This is a genomic window from Burkholderia sp. HI2761 (genome assembly GCF_002223355.1).
Taxonomy (GTDB): Bacteria; Pseudomonadota; Gammaproteobacteria; order Burkholderiales; family Burkholderiaceae; genus Burkholderia.
Map to the genome: position 1 here is coordinate 363007 of NZ_NKFN01000004.1, position 16285 is coordinate 379291.

Consider the following 16285-nt stretch of genomic DNA (forward strand, 5'->3'; position numbering starts at 1 on the left):
TGCCGATGTTGCGATCCAAAGCATCATGGCTTTCGCTAAGCGCTTTCCTGTTCGACCTGACGGGGGTTACCGCCGCCTGGTTGTTCGCCTATCTCGTCCGATTCAACGGTAGCGTCCCGTCTGACTTCATGGGCGGCGCGCTGATTGCGCTCATGTGGGTGCTGCCCGTCTACGCGTTGATGTTCCACGTGTTCGGCCTGTATCGCGGCCTGTGGGTGTTCGCGAGCCTCCCCGACTTGGTTCGGATCTCGAAGGCAGTGATCGGCGGCGGCGTGATCGTGATGATCGGTGCCGTGATGTTCCAGCCGTCACCTATCATCCCGCGCTCGGTATTGCTTTTATCACCGCTGATGCTGTTCCTCGCGATGGGCGGCGCTCGCGCGCTCTACCGCGCGACGAAGGAGTTCTACCTTTATGGCGGGCTGGTTGGCCAGGGCAAACCGGTACTCGTGCTTGGTGCCGGCACGGCTGGCGCGAGTCTTGCGCGTGAGCTGTCGCGTTCGGGTGAATGGCGCCTAGTCGGCCTCCTCGACGACGACCCGACCAAGCAAGGACGCGAGATCTACGGCTACAAGGTGCTCGGCTCGTTCAACGACTTGAAGCACTGGACCGACGCGATGAAGGTGGAGTACGCGATCATCGCGATTCCGACGGCATCCGTTGAAACGCAGCGCCGCGTCGCGACGCTGTGCGTGCGTGCCGGCGTCAAGGCGATGGTGTTGCCATCGCTGACCGCGCTGATGCCAGGGCAGGGGTTCCTGTCGCAGGTGCGGAACATCGACCTCGAGGACTTGCTCGGCCGCGATGCCGTGACGATCGATACACCGCACGTCGAGGCGCTGCTGCGCGGGCGCGTCGTGATGGTGACCGGTGCGGGCGGTTCGATCGGTTCCGAGCTGTGCCGGCAAATCCTCCGTTTCAAGCCGGCGCAACTGATCGCGTTCGATCTGTCCGAATACGCGATGTATCGCCTCGCCGAAGAATTGCGCGAGCGCTTTCCCGACCAGCCCGTCGTGCCGATCATCGGCGACGCCAAGGATTCACTGCTGCTCGACCAGGTGATGTCGCGCTATGCGCCGCATATCGTCTTCCACGCGGCCGCATACAAGCACGTGCCGCTGATGGAAGAACACAACGCGTGGCAGGCGCTGCGCAACAACGTGCTTGGCACCTACCGCGTCGCACGCTCGGCGATTCGCCACGACGTGCGCCATTTCGTGTTGATCTCCACCGACAAAGCGGTCAATCCGACCAACGTGATGGGTGCGAGCAAGCGTCTTGCCGAGATGGCGTGTCAGGCGCTGCAGCAGACGAGCCACGGCACGCAATTCGAGACTGTGCGCTTCGGCAACGTCCTTGGTAGCGCCGGCAGTGTGATTCCGAAGTTCCAGCAGCAGATCGCGAAGGGCGGCCCGGTGACGGTCACGCACCCCGAGATCACGCGCTTTTTTATGACGATTCCGGAAGCATCGCAACTCGTGCTGCAGGCGTCGAGCATGGGGCGCGGTGGCGAGATTTTTATTCTGGACATGGGTGAACCGGTCAAGATCGTCGATCTCGCGCGCGACCTGATTCGCCTTTACGGCTTTTCCGAAGGGCAGATTCGGATCGATTTCACGGGGCTGCGCCCGGGCGAGAAACTGTACGAGGAACTGCTTGCGGACGACGAAACGACGACGCGCACGCCGCATCCGAAGCTGCGGATCGCCCGCGCCCGGGAAGTGCCGGACCATCTGCTGGATGAACTGTTGCCGTGGCTGATGCAGCACCGTGTGCTGAGTGACGATGAGGTGCGGCGCGATCTGCGGCGCTGGGTGCCCGAATATCAGACGACCGTTGCGCCGGTGCTGCAAAGCGTGCCAACGGCGCGAGCCGTATCGAACGAGTGAGCGCCGGCAGGCGCCGCCGTGCGTTCGCCAGAACAAGAAAAAGCGCCCTGCGGGGCGCTTTGTTGTTTCAAGTGTGTCGGGCTCAGTGCCCCCGCTTCTCCTTCCTCACCACCATCCACCTAGGCGCCCTGAACCTTACGATGCTGAGATAGAGCCACACATACGTCAGCGCGAACAGCACGACAAAAACGAACAGATGCACGGTATGCCGCCAGAACAGTGTCGCTGGAATCACGGCAACGAGGCACAGGAGCCAAAGATAAGGCGAAGTGAGTGAATTCCGTCGCGTCAGATCGTGCGCATGCTTCGTCCCCACCGCCCACCGCATCAACCGCTTGTACACGAGCATGTGCAGATGCACACCGTCCGGAATCCCCGGCGACATCCCGCGGATGAACTTCTTCCGATAGATCGAGAAGCAGGTCTCGAAGATCGGATACATGAACAGCAGCACCGGATACCAAGCGGACACTTCGCGATTACGCATCACGAGCATGATCGCAAGCTCGGCCAGCATGAACCCGATGAAATACGCGCCGCCGTCACCGAGAAAGATCAGCCCGGCCGGGAAATTCCACAGGAAAAACCCGAGCACCGCGCCCATCATGATGATCGACGCGGACATCACCACCGGGTCGTTGACGTGGAACGCGACGTACGCGAGCGACGCGAACATCATGAAGCTGACCATCGACGCGAGCCCGTTGAAGCCGTCGATGATGTTGATCGCGTTCGCGAGCGCCGCAACCGCGAGCACCGTGATGAACGCCGAGATAGCGACGTAGTGGAGCAGGAAATCGAGCGGCGGCACGCTGATGCGCGTGACGGCGATGCCCATCAGCCAGAACGCCAGCGCGGCCGCGCCCATCGTGCAGAGCAGCCGTGCGCGCGGCGACACGCGCTTGGTCAGGTCCTCGACGAGGCCGGACAGGAATGCGGGCAACCCGCAGGCGGCGATCCCGAGAATGCTGCCGGCGATCGTCGGGTAGCGCCGCGACAGGAGCAGCGCGGCAACGACGACCCCGGCGAGGATCCCGATGCCCCCGACCCGCGGCACGGGCCGCACGTGGAATTTCTGCACGCCGGCCAGATCGCTGTCGACCGAGAATTTCTCGTGAAGGTGCGCGTAGCGCACGATGAACAGCGTGACGAGCAGGGAGACGATGAAGCCGGACGCGAAGCTGAGCATGGGATCGCTCGAAAAATGGACAGCGGATTATACAAAACCGCGCGGGTTGCCCTCCTGCCATCGCCAGTGGTCGGCACACATTTCCTCGATGCCGAGCGTTGCACGCCAGCCGATGATGTCGGCCGCGGCCTGCGGGTTCGCATAGCACTCGGCGATGTCGCCCGGCCGGCGCGCGACGAGCTCGTACGGCACCGGCCGGCCCGATGCCTTCTCGAACGCGCGCAAGACTTCCAGCACGCTGTAGCCCTGGCCCGTGCCGAGGTTCACGACGAAGCTCGCGTCGCGCTTCGCCAGCGCGTCGAGCGCAGCGATGTGCCCCTTCGCGAGATCGACGACGTGGATGTAGTCGCGCACGCCCGTGCCGTCCGGCGTCGGGTAATCCGAACCGAATACGCGCAGCTTCTCCAGCTTGCCGACCGCGACCTGCGCGACGTAAGGCATCAGGTTGTTCGGAATGCCGGCCGGATCCTCGCCGATCAGCCCGCTCGCATGCGCGCCGACCGGGTTGAAGTAACGCAGCGTCGCGATCCGCCACGACGGGTCCGATACCTCGAGATCGCGCAGGATCTGCTCGGCGATCAGCTTCGACTGGCCGTACGGGTTGGTCGCGGACAGCGGGAACGATTCGTCGATCGGCGAGCGCTCGGGCACGCCGTACACGGTCGCGGACGAACTGAACACGAACTGCCTGACGTTGCGCTCGCGCATGACCTTGAGCACGGCGAGCAGGCCGCCGATGTTGTTCTGGTAGTACTCGAGCGGCTTCGCGACCGATTCGCCGACGGCCTTGAGCGCCGCGAAGTGAATCGTGCCGGTGATCGGGTGCGCGTCGAACACCTTCGCGAGCGCGGCTTCGTCGCACACGTCGACCTGGTGGAACGCGGGCGTCTTGCCCGTGATCCGCTCGATGCGTCGCACGGACTCGGCCTTGCTGTTGACGAGGTTGTCGACGATCACGACGTCGTAGCCGTTGTCGAGCAGCTCGACGGCCGTGTGCGAGCCGATATAGCCCGCGCCGCCGGTGACGAGGATGGTGCCTTTAGCGGTCATTGCTGTTGCGCTCCTTAGAGTGTGAATCCTGTCAACGAATGGATGGTCTCCCGGTAGCGTTCGACGACCTGCTGTTCGTCGAATTCCGCCGCGACCTTGTGCCGGCCGCGTGCGCCCATCGCCGCACGGCCTTGCGGCCCGAGCGCGATCATGCGATTCAGTTGTTCGGCGAGGCTCGCGCCGTCGCGCACGCGGCACAGAAAGCCCGTTTCGCCGTCGGCGACGACGTCGCGGCAGCCCGGCACGTCGGTCGCCACGATCGGCCGGCCCATCGCCGATGCCTCCATCAGCGTGCGCGGCACGCCTTCGCGGTACGACGGCAGCACGACGCAATCGGCCGCCGCGATGTGCGGGCGCACGTCGTGCGCTTCGCCGAGATACTCGACGATGCCTTCGTCGACCCACGCATCGACATCCGCGCGACCGATCGCGCTCGGATTGTCGACGCCGAGCGGCCCGAGCAGCTGGAAGCGCGCGTTCGGGAAGCGCTCGCGCACGACGCGCGCGGCCTCGACGTATTCGCGCACGCCCTTGTCCCACAGCAGCCGGCCGATCAGGACGAACACGGGCGCGTCGCCGGCCGGCAGCGGCACGGGCGCGAACTGTTCGAGATCGACGCCTTCGCCGTGCAGCAGCCGCGCGCGGTCGGGATGCGCGAGCAACCGCTCGTCGGTGAAGGTCGCGAGATCGTCGCGGTTCAGGAACCACACTTCACGCGGGAAGCGGAACGCGAACCGGTACAGGCGCTTCGCGACGCTCGCCGCGCGGCTCTTCTGGATGAACACGTAGCCGAGGCCGGTCGTCACCGCGATCGACGGCACGCGCGCGAGCCATGCGGCCACCGAGCCGTAGATGTTCGGCTTGATCGTGTAATGGAACACGAGATCGGGCCGCAGCGCGCGGTAGTGGCGCACCAGCGCGGCGAGCGTGCCGAGATCCTCGCGCGGGCTCGTGCCTTTCGACGCGACGGCGAGCGCCACGTAGCGGCAACCCATCTGCTCGAGCAACGGCACCGTGCGGTCGTGCGGCGCGATCACGACGACCTCGGCGCCGCGCGCGACGAGCGCACGGATCAAACCGTGGCGGTACGTGTAGATCGCCCAGGCTGTGTTGCAGACGAGCGCGATGCGCAGCGGGGAGGTGGCGGACATGAAAAAAGAAAAAAATAAAGCGTCGAAAATGCCGAAGGGGCCGGATCCGCGCTCAAGCGGACGGCCGCGCGGCGAACAGCGTCTGCTTGATCCGCTGCAGCGTGCGGTACGGCGTCACGAAATGCAGCAGGTTCTTGGCGAGGCCGGCCCAGTCGTACGGGTTCAGCACGTTGAAGTGGCGCAGCAGCAGCGTGAGCGTCGACACCAGCTGGCGCCGGCGTTTGGTCGCACTGATCCCGCCCTCGTTAAGCTCGTAATACAGGCCGAGTTCCGGCAGGTTCGCGCAATCGTAGCGTTGCATTAACCGTAAAAAAAGATCGAGATCCTCGGCCGCGCGGTACTTCGCACGATAGTTGCCCACTTCGCGCACGGCGTCGATGCGCAACATGACCGACGGATGCACGAGCGGCGAGCGCAGGAAGCGCGTGCGGCGCAGCGTGCGCGGATCGGCGGGCGGCGTCAGCATGAAGCGCGGCTCGCCGGCGCGCGACACGACCTGCGTCCACATGCCGACGCAGGCCACGCGCGGGTGGGCGCCGAGATAGGCGCGCTCTTTCGCGAGGCGCTGCGGCGCGGCGAGATCGCCCGCATCGATGCGGGCCGCGTAGCGGAAACCGCGCGCCGCGAGCGCGTCGATGCCGGCCGCCAGCGCGCGTTCGATGCCGCCGTTTTGCGGCATGCGCAGGACGTCGATCGACAGGCCCGGCAAGTCGGGCGCGACGATCGGCGGCGTGCTGCCGTCGTCGACGATCAGCACGTGCACGGGCGCATCCTCGCGAAACGACGCGAGGGTCCGGACGACGTCGTCGTGCCCGTTGTAGGCCGGCATCAGCACGGCCACGTCGTCGAGCGGGGGCGGGCAGTCAGGGGGCGTCATGTTCGCAGCTTGAAACGGATGTAATAAAAGTTGACGGCGGCCGCTGCCAGATAGCCGGCCGCCAGCCCGACGAGCGCGCCGTACAGGCCGAGCCGCGGGATCGCGAACAGGTTGACGAGCGCGGCGATCGCCAGCGCGAGCAGCCATTTCGTCAGCAACACGAATTTTGCTTGATATTTGAGAACGATAAGATTGCCTATCGCCTCGATGCCGGCCGGCACGGACAGCCAGACGGCCCAGCGGAAGATGTCGACCGACGCCTCGTAGCCGCGGCCGAACACCTTGCCGACGATCAGCGGGGCGGCCGCGTCGAGCACGAGCGCGCCGGCCGTCATCAGGCAGGCCGTCATCGCGATCAACCGGACGATGTTGCGGCGCAGCCGGGCGACGTCCTGCACGCGGTAGACGAAGGCGGGCGCGATCGTCTGCGCGAGCATCAGCGCGAGCGTGATCCAGTTCTCGTTGAGCTGCTGCGCGGCCGAATAGCGGCCGAGATCGGCGAACGACACGTGACGCTCGAGCATCAGGCGGTCGAGCTTCAGGAACAGGTACATGCAGATGAGACCGAGCCAGAACACGGTGCCGGCCGTCGCAAAGTGCCGGAACAGCGGTGTGTCGAACGTCCAGCCGAGCGCACCGCCGTTACGATGGCGGTAGTACAGCAGCAGGGCGAATCCGATCGCGGCGGCTTCCAGCGCCCACAGCCATGCGAAGCGGGCGGGGCCGGCGGCCGCGCGGACCAGCAGCCAGACGAACAGCGCCTTGGCGAGCGCGGTGACCATGCTGGTGACGAGCTGCGGCTTGCTGTAGGTCATGCTCTGCAGCCACGCGTTGATCACGCCGACGAACGGCTCGCGGAACACCATGGTGACCGCGAGGCCCGCGAGCATCGCGCCGACCAGCGGGTCGAAGGCGCCCGCGGCGATCGCGATCCAGGTCGCGACGAGCGCGGCGACCGACACGGCGATGCGCAGCACGAACGCGCTGCCGAGCACCGCGCCGAGCTGGGCGGGCGGGCGCTGGACGATGGTCGGAACGAGGATTTCCGCGCCGCACACCCAGGTGAGCGGCGCCAGTACGAGGAGAAGCGTATTCGCATACTGCCATTTGCCGAACACATCTGGCCCGAAATAACGGGCCAGCAGTCCGCTGATCGCGATCGCGACGCCGATCTGCGTGAGCCGTTCGAGCCCCAGCCAGACGAGGTTCGCGACGGCCTTCGCGACGTCCGGGTTGCCGAAGCGCTTCAGCATGCGCGGCAGCGGCGGCGCGCGCGGAGGGCGGCCGGAAGCGGCGGGTGGGCGGCGGCGGAGCGGCTAGGCATTAAAATGGGCGATATGCGCGTCATCAAAACCCGCGATTATAAGTGGGATCGCGGCCGCTCCAGCCGTTGCTCGCCGTGTTGTGCCGGCCGGCAAGTATCATGCACGGCACCCGCGAGCGGTGGCCGCGCAAGCCAGACAATTTTCCATGCACGCAACCGAGAGAAGAGAATCGATGATCTCCCAATCCATCTTCAAGGCATATGACATTCGTGGCGTGGTCGGCAAGACACTCGACGTCGACACGGCGCGCGGGATCGGCCGGGCATTCGGCAGCGAAGTGCGTGCGCAGGGCGGCGATGCGGTCGTCGTCGCGCGCGACGGCCGCCTGTCCGGGCCGGAACTGGTCGGCGCGCTGGCCGACGGCCTGCGTGCGGCCGGTGTCGACGTCGTCGACGTCGGCATGGTGCCGACGCCGGTCGGTTATTTCGCGGCGAACGTGCCGCTGGCGCTGAAGGGCGGCGAGCGCCGCGTCGATTCGTGCATCGTCGTCACGGGCAGCCACAACCCGCCCGACTACAACGGCTTCAAGATGGTGCTGCGCGGCGCCGCGATCTACGGCGAGCAGATCCAGGCGCTGTACCGCCGCATCGTCGACGAGCGGTTCGAGACGGGCAGCGGCACGTATGAAGAAATCGACGTCGCGGATCAATACATCGCACGCATCGTCGGCGACGTGAAGCTCGCGCGGCCGCTGAAGCTCGTGGTCGACGCCGGCAACGGCGTCGCGGGCCCGCTCGCGACGCGGCTGTTCAAGGCGCTCGGCTGCGAACTCGTCGAGCGCTTCACCGACATCGACGGCACGTTCCCGAACCACCACCCCGATCCCGCTCACCCGGAAAACCTGCAGGACGTGATCCAGGCGCTGAAGGACACCGATGCGGAGCTCGGCTTCGCGTTCGACGGCGACGGCGACCGCCTGGGTGTCGTCACGAAGGACGGTCAGATCATCTATCCGGACCGCCAGCTGATGCTGTTCGCGGAAGAAGTGCTGTCGCGCAACCCGGGCGCCCAGATCATCTACGACGTGAAGTGCACGCGCCATCTCGCGCAGTGGGTGAAATCGAAGGGCGGCGAGCCGCTGATGTGGAAGACGGGCCACTCGCTCGTGAAGGCGAAGCTGCGCGAGACGGGTGCGCCGCTCGCCGGCGAAATGAGCGGCCACGTGTTCTTCAAGGATCGCTGGTACGGCTTCGACGACGGCCTGTACACCGGCGCACGGCTGCTCGAGATCCTCGCGAAGACGGCCGATCCGAGCGCACTGCTCAACGGCTTGCCGGACGCGATGAGCACGCCCGAACTGCAGCTCTGGCTCGACGAAGGCGAGAATTTCCGCCTGATCGACAAGCTGCAGAAAGAGGCGAAGTTCGACGGCGCCGAGGAAGTCGTGACGATCGACGGCCTGCGTGTCGAGTATCCGGACGGCTTCGGCCTCGCGCGTTCGTCGAACACGACGCCGGTCGTCGTGATGCGTTTCGAGGCCGAGACGCAGGAAGGGCTCGAGCGCATCCAGGAGGACTTCCGCCGCGTGCTGACGGCCGCGAAGCCGGACGTCAAGCTGCCGTTCTGAGCGCCGGCGGCCGGTGGGCCGCCAATGGCGCGACGGCCGATACACCGGTCGCGCCATCCCCGAAAAGCGGCGCGCGCCCCAGGCGCGCGGCCGCTTTTTGTCTGTCCGGCCCTCCGGGCGGGATAAAATCCCTCCTTTATGTCTGTCGCCGGCTGCCAGCCGGCGTTTTTTCAGCGTGCAAAAGATCCTGATCGTGCGCGTGTCGTCGCTGGGCGACGTCGTGCACAACATGCCGGTGATCGCCGATATCCGGCGCCGCCACCCCGATGCGCAGATCGACTGGCTCGTCGAGGAAAGCTTCGTCGACCTCGTGCGGCTCGTCGACGGCGTGCGCAACGTGCTGCCGTTCTCGCTGCGCCGCTGGCGCAAGAAACCGTTCTCGGGCGCGACGTGGCGCGAGATCCGCACATTCCGCAAGCGCCTCGCGGCCGAGCAGTACGACCTCGTGATCGACTGCCAGGGCCTCATCAAGACGGCGTGGGTCGCGAGCTGGGCGCGCGGCCCGCTCGTCGGGCTCGGCAACCGCACCGACGGCGCCGGCTACGAATGGCCGGTGCGTTTCTTCTACCGCAAGCGTGTGCCGATCGCGCCGCGCACGCACGTGGTCGAGCGCTCGCGCCAGCTCGTCGCGGCCGCGCTGGACGACCCGGCGCCGACCCCGGCCGATCCGGTCGAATTCGGCCTCGACACGCGTGCGGCGGCGCTCGCGGTGGCCGCGCTCGGCCTGAACCTGCCGGTGCCGTACGTCGTGTTCGTCCATGCGACGTCGCGCGCCGACAAGCAGTGGCCGGACGCCGCCTGGATCGAGCTCGGCCAGGCGCTCGTGCGGCGCGGTGCGTCGCTCGTGCTGCCGTGGGGCAACGATGCGGAACGGGCGACCAGCGAGCGGCTCGCGAAGGAATTCGGCGCGGCGGCGATCGTGCCGCCGAAGCTGTCGCTGCCGGCCGTGGTCGGGCTGATCGACGGCGCGGCCGCGACGGTGGGGGTTGATACAGGTCTGGTTCACATCGCGGCCGCGCTGAAGCGTCCGACGATCGAACTGTACAATTTCGCGACGGCCTGGCGCACCGGCGGCTACTGGTCGCCGAACGTCGTCAATCTCGGCACGGCGGGGCAGCCCCCGTCGATCGCGCAGGTGAAGTCGGCGCTCGCGGGCTTCGGTCTCCTGTAACGCTGTCCACACGCGAACCGATCATGAGCGAATCCCAGATCATCGAAGTCCCGTCCGCCGACTGGAGCGGACACAACCTGTCGGCGCCGCGCGAGCAGTTGCTGGCCGCGGTCGAGGAAGGCAAGGTGCTGTATTTCCCGCACCTGCGCTTCGCGATCGAAGGCGGCGAGGAAGCGCTGCTCGATCCGGCGCTCGCCGATCCGAAACGCAAGAACATCAGCCTCGCGCCGAATGGCGGCGCGCTCGCCGGCGTGCTCGGCGACAGCGTCACGCAATCGGCCGTGCGCGCGCTGGTCGCGCGCTTCCAGCAGCAGGCCGGCACGCTCGTCGACGGCCTTTTTCCCGAATACCGCGGCAAGCTGCGCGTCGCGCCGACGAGCCTGCGGCTGATGCAGGTCGAGACGCGCCAGACGTCGTGGCGCAAGGACGACAGCCGGCTGCACGTCGACGCGTTCCCGTCGCGGCCGAACTACGGCGAGCGCATCCTGCGCGTGTTCACGAACGTGAATCCGGCCGGCGTGCCGCGCGTGTGGCGTGTCGGCGAGCCGTTCGAGGACGTCGCGAAGCGTTTCCTGCCGACGATCCGGCCGCAGTTCCCGGGCTCGGCGTGGCTGCTGAACCTGCTGCACGTGACGAAATCGCCGCGCAGCGCGTACGACCACCTGATGCTGAACCTGCACGACGGGATGAAGGCCGATCTCGACTACCAGAAGACTTGTCCACAGCAAACGATGCCGTTTCCGCCGGGCAGCGTGTGGATATGTTTCTCGGATCAGACTTCGCACGCTGTGATGTCCGGCCAGTTCATGCTCGAGCAGACCTTCTTCCTGCCGGTCGATGCGATGGTTCGCCGCGAATGCGCGCCGCTCGGCATTCTCGAACGCCTGACGGGCAGGGCGCTGGTTTGAGCGCGCACCTGCTTCGACGCAACCTCCGGGCGGCCGCATGCTGAGGGCGATCTATCGCGCGCTGTGGTGGCTCGTCGCGCCGGCCGCTGTCATCCGGCTCTACGTGCGCTCGCGCAAGGAGCGCGGCTATCGCGAGCATATCGGCGAGCGCTTCGGTCACGTCGCGGGCCGCTCGCGCGACGACCGCGCGCCGCTGATCTGGGTGCATGCGGTGTCGGTCGGCGAGACGCGCGCCGCGCAGCCGCTGATCGATGCGCTGCTGCGCGCGCGCCCCGATGCGCGCATCCTGCTCACGCACATGACGCCGAGCGGCCGTGCGACCGGCGAACAGATCTTCGGCGATCGCGTGCTGCGCTGCTACCTGCCGTACGACATGCCGGGCACGGTGCGGCGCTTCCTGCACGCATGGCGGCCGACGCTCGGCCTCGTGATGGAAACCGAGGTGTGGCCGACGCTGATCGACGAGTGCCGCCGCGCGGACGTGCCGCTCGTGCTGACCAATGCGCGGATGTCCGCGCGTTCGTTTCGGCGCGCGGCGAAGTTCGGCGCGGCGACGCGCGACGTGTTCGGCGGCTTCTCGCGCGTGCTCGCGCAGAGCCCGGCCGATGCGGAGCGGCTGACGTCGCTCGGCGCACGCAACGTGACCGTGCTCGGCAACCTGAAGTTCGACATGACGACGCCGCCGGAACTCGCGGCGCGCGGCCATGCGTGGCGCGATGCGATCGGCGCGCGGCCGGTGTGGGTCGCCGCCAGCACGCGCGAGAACGAAGAGGCGCTGGTGCTGCAGGCGTTCGCGGAAATGCGCACGCCCGGCGCGCTGCTGGTGCTCGTGCCGCGTCATCCGCAGCGCTTCGCCGAAGTCGAGGCGCTCGTCGCGCGCAGCGGGCTCAAGTGCGTGCGACGCTCCGTCTGGGCCGCCGATGCGGCCGCGCTCGCGGCGGGCCGCCCGGCCGCCGAGCCGCTACCGGACGACGTGACGGTGTTGCTCGGCGATTCGATGGGCGAGCTCGGCGCGTACTACGCGGCGGCCGATATCGCGTTCATCGGCGGCAGCTTGCTGCCGCTCGGCGGGCAGAACCTGATCGAGGCATGCGCGGTCGGCGTGCCGGTGCTGATCGGGCCGCATGTGTTCAACTTCACGCAGGCGACCGCCGATGCGGTCGCGGCGGGGGCCACGATGCAGGTCGAGGATCCGCTCGATCTCGCGCACGTGCTCGACGCGCTGTTCGCCGACAAGGCGCGGCGCATCGCGATGGGCGCGGCCGGTGCGGCCTTCGCGTCGCGTCACCGCGGCGCGACCGCGCGCACGGTCGACGTGCTCGCCGCGCTGCTGCCGTCCGCCGAGGCCGGCGCGCGTGCGTTGCCGGACGCTGCCGACGACGCATAGACGGGACGGGCGGCGCGATGCCGCCCGCAACACGCGCGGCGGCGTCGTAGGGCGCCGCCACGCCGCTCACACCCTCACACCGTCAGCAGGCCCTTCTTCTCGATGAATGCGATCACGTCCGCGACGCCGTCGAGCGCCTTCAGGTTCGTCATCACATAGGGCCGCTCGCCGCGCATCTTCTTCGTATCGGACGCCATCACGTCGAGGTTCGCGCCGACCAGCGGCGCGAGGTCGGTCTTGTTGATCACGAGCAGGTCGGACTTCGTGATGCCGGGGCCGCCCTTGCGCGGAATCTTCTCGCCGCCGGCGACGTCGATCACGTAGATCGTCAGGTCCGACAGCTCGGGGCTGAAGGTCGCCGCGAGATTGTCGCCGCCCGACTCGATGAACACGATGTCGGCATCGGGAAAGCGCGCGAGCATCCGGTCGACGGCTTCGAGGTTGATCGACGCATCCTCGCGGATCGCCGTGTGCGGGCAGCCGCCCGTCTCGACACCCATGATGCGTTCCTCGGGCAGCGCGCCCGCGACCGTCAGCAGCCGCTGGTCTTCCTTCGTATAGATGTCGTTCGTGATCGCGACGAGGTCGTACCGGTCGCGCATCGCCTTGCACAGCATTTCGAGTAGCGTGGTCTTGCCGGAGCCGACGGGGCCGCCGATGCCGACGCGCAGCGGCGGCAGTTTCTTCGTGCGGCGGGCGGAGGAGGGGGCAGGTGCGTTCATGGTCTGGCGATGAGGTTCAGGAGCGGAACAACCGCGAATACTGGGTTTCGTGCCGCGCGGACAGGATGCCGAGCTGGGGCGCGAACGTGTTGACGGCGTCGGGCGGTGTCGCGAGCGCGCGGCGCACGGCGGCGTCGATCGCGCCGCGCAGCGCGACGATGATGCGTTGCCCGGCGAGCTGGCCGAGCGGCACGGCCTTCAGCGCGGCGGACGTCTGGTTCTCGACCCAGCCGAACGCGTACGCGGCGAGCGTCGCGTCGGCGCCGGCATCGTGCGCGGCGGCCGCATACGCGAAAGCGGTCGGCAGCGCGACCGGCGATAGCGACGCGAGCGTCGCGCGGCGTGCGGCGTCGCCCCATTCGAGCGACGCGCACAGCTGCGCGAGCGACCAGCCCATCTGTTCGGTTTCGCGGCGCAGTTCGGCCGATTCCCGGCTCGCGACGAACCAGGCGTTTTCCACGGCGAGCGCGTGCGTGTCGTGCGTCTGCCAGCGGGCGAGCTGGTGCGCGAGGAACGGCAATTCGCCGTGCGCGAGCACGTCGGTCAGGCCGCTGGCGATCCAGTCGCGCGCGGAATCTGCATCGCGGATCAGGTTCGCGTCGAGCGCGGCCTCGAGGCCCTGCGAATAGCTGTACGCGCCGATCGGCAGCGCGGGCGACGCCAGGTGCAGCAGCGCGACGAGTTCAGTGGTGGTCATGGCCGTGGCCGTGCGTGCATCCGGGACCATGTTGATGATCGTGATCGTGATCGTGATCGTGATCGTGATCGTGCGAATGCGAATGCGAATGCCCGTGGTGTTCGCCGAACACCTGCTGCGCGAGCGCGTAGTCCTCGGCGAACGTCGCGTCGTGCCCGTGCTTGTGGCCGCCGCCGTACGCGCCGGCTTCCGGCTGGAACGGCGCGCGTGCCTCTTCGACCTGCGTGCCGAGCCGGCGCAGCATGTCCGCGAGCACCGGATCGGCCTCGAGCTTCAGGTAGCCGTCGCCGATCTCGACCGGCGTGTGGCGGTTGCCGAGATGGTACGCGGCGCGCATCAGCGTGAGCGGGTCGGCCGCGCGCACGAGCAGCACGGTTTCGGGCGCCGCGGCGATGCGCACGAGCGCGCCGTCGTCGGCGACGAGCACGTCGCCGTCGCGCAGCACGGTGCCGCGCGGCAGCAGGACCGCGACGTCCTCGCCGGTGTCGAGCGTCGCCGCGAGGCGGCTCTTGCAGCGGGCGTCATAGGCGAGCGTGAGCGTCGGCGCGCGTGCGACGAGCGACGCGGCGAGTTTCACGTTCGGGGCAATGCGTTTGTCGAGGGTGCGCATGAAACGAAGGATTCCGAATCAGAACAGGAAGTAGCGCTGCGCCATCGGCAGCACCGTCGCCGGTTCGCAGGTGAGCAACTGGCCGTCGGCGATCACGTCGTAGGTTTCCGGATCGACGCTGATCGACGGACGCCAGGCGTTGTGGATCATGTCGGCTTTCGTCACGTTGCGGCAGTTGCGCACGGGCACGATTTGCTTCGAGAGGCCGTAGCGTTGCGCGATGCCCGCATCGGCCGCCATCTGCGACACGAAGGTCAGCGACGTGCGCGCGAGCGCACCGCCGCGCGTCGCGAACATCTCGCGATAGTGAACCGGCTGCGGCGTCGGGATCGACGCGTTCGGGTCGCCCATCTGCGCGACGGCGATCATCCCGCCCTTCAGGATCATCGACGGCTTGATCCCGAAGAACGCCGGTTCCCACAGCACGAGATCGGCCCACTTGCCGGGCTCGATCGAGCCGACTTCGTGCGCGATGCCGTGCGTGAGCGCCGGGTTGATCGTGTACTTCGCGACGTAGCGCTTCGCTCGGAAGTTGTCGTTGCGCGCACCGTCTTCCGGCAGCGCGCCGCGCTGCACCTTCATCTTGTGCGCGGTCTGCCACGTGCGGATGATCACTTCGCCGACGCGGCCCATCGCCTGCGAATCGGACGACAGCATCGACAGCGCGCCGAGATCGTGCAGGATGTCCTCGGCCGCGATCGTCTCGCGGCGAATGCGCGATTCGGCGAACGCGAGATCCTCCGCGATCGACGGATCGAGGTGATGGCACACCATCAGCATGTCGAGGTGCTCGTCGAGCGTGTTGATCGTGTACGGGCGCGTCGGGTTGGTCGACGACGGCAGCACGTTCGCCTCGCCGCACACCTTCAGGATGTCGGGTGCATGGCCGCCGCCCGCGCCTTCGGTGTGGTACGTGTGGATCGTGCGGCCCTTGAACGCGGCGACCGTCGATTCGACGAAACCGGCTTCGTTCAGCGTGTCGGTGTGGATCGCCACCTGCGTATCGGTGTCGTCCGCCACGGAAAGACAGTTGTCGATCGCGGCGGGCGTCGTGCCCCAGTCCTCGTGCAGCTTCAGCCCGATCGCGCCGGCCGCGATCTGCTCGACGAGCGGCTGCGGCAGGCTCGCATTGCCCTTGCCGAGAAAGCCGAGGTTGATCGGCCAGCCGTCCGCGGCCTGCAGCATCCGCTCCATGTGCCACGGGCCTGGCGTGCAGGTCGTCGCGTTGGTGCCGGTGGCCGGCCCCGTGCCGCCGCCGAGCATCGTCGTGACGCCCGATGCGAGCGCCTCGTCGATCTGCTGCGGGCTGATGAAGTGGATGTGCGTATCGATGCCGCCCGCCGTCACGATCAGCCCTTCGCCGGCGATCACTTCGGTCGCAGCGCCGATCGCGATCGTCACGCCCGGCTGGATGTCCGGGTTGCCGGCCTTGCCGATCGCGGCGATGCGGCCGTGCTTGATCGCGATGTCGGCCTTCACGATGCCCCAGTGATCGAGGATCACCGCGTTCGTGATCACCGTGTCGGGCACCTCGGCAGACACACGCTGCGACTGGCCCATCCCGTCGCGAATCACTTTCCCGCCGCCGAATTTCACTTCCTCGCCGTAGGTCGTGAAGTCGCGCTCGATCTCGATCAGCAGTTCGGTATCGGCGAGCCGGACGCGGTCGCCCGTCGTCGGCCCGAACATTTCCGCGTACGCGCGGCGGCTCAAGCGTAGTGTCATGTCGTGCTGTTCCTGAA

At 67.5% G+C, this 16285-nt stretch carries 14 protein-coding genes; 5 read left to right on the forward strand and 9 right to left on the reverse strand.

Going from position 1 to position 16285, the window contains the following annotated elements; genetic code table 11:
* The first annotated feature begins 5 nt into the window (after window positions 1-5).
* The gene (locus CFB46_RS08250; protein ID WP_089499731.1) at window positions 6-1889 is read left to right on the forward strand and encodes a polysaccharide biosynthesis protein; all 1884 of its coding nucleotides are present in this window, start codon (window positions 6-8) and stop codon (window positions 1887-1889) included.
* A gap of 82 nt (window positions 1890-1971) precedes the next feature.
* Here the strand turns inward: CFB46_RS08250 and CFB46_RS08255 are convergent, their stop codons facing one another.
* Genes CFB46_RS08255 through CFB46_RS08275 form a run of 5 tightly spaced genes read right to left on the reverse strand, consistent with a single transcriptional unit; the run spans window position 1972 to window position 7409 of the window.
* A complete protein-coding gene (locus CFB46_RS08255; protein ID WP_089499732.1) occupies window positions 1972-3078 on the reverse strand; it encodes an MraY family glycosyltransferase in 1107 nt (368 codons plus the stop codon).
* A gap of 27 nt (window positions 3079-3105) precedes the next feature.
* Complete coding sequence (gene galE / locus CFB46_RS08260; RefSeq protein WP_089499733.1) at window positions 3106-4128, reverse strand: UDP-glucose 4-epimerase GalE; 1023 nt, start codon at window positions 4126-4128, stop codon at window positions 3106-3108.
* 14 nt (window positions 4129-4142) lie between these two features.
* A complete protein-coding gene (locus CFB46_RS08265; RefSeq protein ID WP_089499734.1) occupies window positions 4143-5279 on the reverse strand; it encodes a glycosyltransferase family 4 protein in 1137 nt (378 codons plus the stop codon).
* Window positions 5280-5331: 52 nt separating this feature from the next.
* Window positions 5332-6156 carry a glycosyltransferase gene (locus tag CFB46_RS08270; RefSeq protein ID WP_089499735.1) on the reverse strand — a complete coding sequence of 275 codons (825 nt, stop codon included), beginning with the start codon at window positions 6154-6156 and terminating at the stop codon, window positions 5332-5334.
* Window positions 6153-7409 (reverse strand): lipopolysaccharide biosynthesis protein, encoded by a 1257-nt coding sequence (locus CFB46_RS08275; protein ID WP_089499736.1) that lies wholly within the window; start codon window positions 7407-7409, stop codon window positions 6153-6155. Before CFB46_RS08275 ends, CFB46_RS08270 begins: the two co-directional genes overlap by 4 nt.
* A 244-nt stretch (window positions 7410-7653) precedes the next feature.
* Between CFB46_RS08275 and CFB46_RS08280 the strand changes: the two genes are divergently transcribed.
* The 4 genes from CFB46_RS08280 to waaA all read left to right on the forward strand — a co-directional run bounded on the left by CFB46_RS08280 (window position 7654) and on the right by waaA (window position 12514).
* Complete coding sequence (locus tag CFB46_RS08280; protein WP_089499737.1) at window positions 7654-9048, forward strand: phosphomannomutase/phosphoglucomutase; 1395 nt, start codon at window positions 7654-7656, stop codon at window positions 9046-9048.
* Window positions 9049-9223: 175 nt separating this feature from the next.
* Window positions 9224-10219 carry a lipopolysaccharide heptosyltransferase I gene (gene waaC, locus CFB46_RS08285; RefSeq protein ID WP_089499738.1) on the forward strand — a complete coding sequence of 332 codons (996 nt, stop codon included), beginning with the start codon at window positions 9224-9226 and terminating at the stop codon, window positions 10217-10219.
* Window positions 10220-10242: 23 nt separating this feature from the next.
* A complete protein-coding gene (locus CFB46_RS08290) occupies window positions 10243-11127 on the forward strand; it encodes a Kdo hydroxylase family protein (RefSeq protein WP_027783736.1) in 885 nt (294 codons plus the stop codon).
* A 37-nt stretch (window positions 11128-11164) separates the two neighbouring features.
* Window positions 11165-12514: a lipid IV(A) 3-deoxy-D-manno-octulosonic acid transferase gene (gene waaA / locus CFB46_RS08295; protein ID WP_089499739.1), complete on the forward strand. Its 1350-nt coding sequence runs from the start codon at window positions 11165-11167 to the stop codon at window positions 12512-12514.
* A gap of 74 nt (window positions 12515-12588) precedes the next feature.
* Here the strand turns inward: waaA and ureG are convergent, their stop codons facing one another.
* From ureG to ureC, 4 genes are read right to left on the reverse strand one after another with little or no spacing between them, the layout of a single operon-like run.
* A complete protein-coding gene (ureG, locus tag CFB46_RS08300; RefSeq protein ID WP_089499740.1) occupies window positions 12589-13236 on the reverse strand; it encodes an urease accessory protein UreG in 648 nt (215 codons plus the stop codon).
* Between the two features lie 16 nt (window positions 13237-13252).
* On the reverse strand, window positions 13253-13933 hold the full coding sequence (locus tag CFB46_RS08305; RefSeq protein ID WP_089499741.1) for an urease accessory protein UreF: 681 nt from the start codon (window positions 13931-13933) through the stop codon (window positions 13253-13255).
* Window positions 13920-14543, reverse strand: a complete 624-nt coding sequence (gene ureE, locus CFB46_RS08310) for an urease accessory protein UreE (protein WP_089499742.1) — start codon at window positions 14541-14543, stop codon at window positions 13920-13922. The genes CFB46_RS08305 and ureE overlap by 14 nt, the downstream gene beginning before the upstream one ends.
* An 18-nt stretch (window positions 14544-14561) precedes the next feature.
* Complete coding sequence (ureC, locus tag CFB46_RS08315) at window positions 14562-16268, reverse strand: urease subunit alpha (RefSeq protein ID WP_089499743.1); 1707 nt, start codon at window positions 16266-16268, stop codon at window positions 14562-14564.
* Window positions 16269-16285: the final 17 nt, after the last annotated feature.

What these genes read in the sequence shown, in the direction of transcription:
- CFB46_RS08290 (WP_027783736.1), top strand. Translation starts at nt 10,243, where the DNA reads ATGAGCGAATCCCAGATCATCGAAGTCCCGTCCGCCGACTGGAGCGGA.
- ureC (WP_089499743.1), bottom strand. Translation starts at nt 16,268, where the DNA reads ATGACACTACGCTTGAGCCGCCGCGCGTACGCGGAAATGTTCGGGCCG.
- CFB46_RS08255 (WP_089499732.1), bottom strand. Translation starts at nt 3,078, where the DNA reads ATGCTCAGCTTCGCGTCCGGCTTCATCGTCTCCCTGCTCGTCACGCTG.
- ureE (WP_089499742.1), bottom strand. Translation starts at nt 14,543, where the DNA reads ATGCGCACCCTCGACAAACGCATTGCCCCGAACGTGAAACTCGCCGCG.
- ureG (WP_089499740.1), bottom strand. Translation starts at nt 13,236, where the DNA reads ATGAACGCACCTGCCCCCTCCTCCGCCCGCCGCACGAAGAAACTGCCG.
- CFB46_RS08280 (WP_089499737.1), top strand. Translation starts at nt 7,654, where the DNA reads ATGATCTCCCAATCCATCTTCAAGGCATATGACATTCGTGGCGTGGTC.
- CFB46_RS08270 (WP_089499735.1), bottom strand. Translation starts at nt 6,156, where the DNA reads ATGACGCCCCCTGACTGCCCGCCCCCGCTCGACGACGTGGCCGTGCTG.
- waaA (WP_089499739.1), top strand. Translation starts at nt 11,165, where the DNA reads ATGCTGAGGGCGATCTATCGCGCGCTGTGGTGGCTCGTCGCGCCGGCC.
- CFB46_RS08265 (WP_089499734.1), bottom strand. Translation starts at nt 5,279, where the DNA reads ATGTCCGCCACCTCCCCGCTGCGCATCGCGCTCGTCTGCAACACAGCC.
- CFB46_RS08305 (WP_089499741.1), bottom strand. Translation starts at nt 13,933, where the DNA reads ATGACCACCACTGAACTCGTCGCGCTGCTGCACCTGGCGTCGCCCGCG.
- CFB46_RS08275 (WP_089499736.1), bottom strand. Translation starts at nt 7,409, where the DNA reads ATGCTGAAGCGCTTCGGCAACCCGGACGTCGCGAAGGCCGTCGCGAAC.
- CFB46_RS08250 (WP_089499731.1), top strand. Translation starts at nt 6, where the DNA reads ATGTTGCGATCCAAAGCATCATGGCTTTCGCTAAGCGCTTTCCTGTTC.
- galE (WP_089499733.1), bottom strand. Translation starts at nt 4,128, where the DNA reads ATGACCGCTAAAGGCACCATCCTCGTCACCGGCGGCGCGGGCTATATC.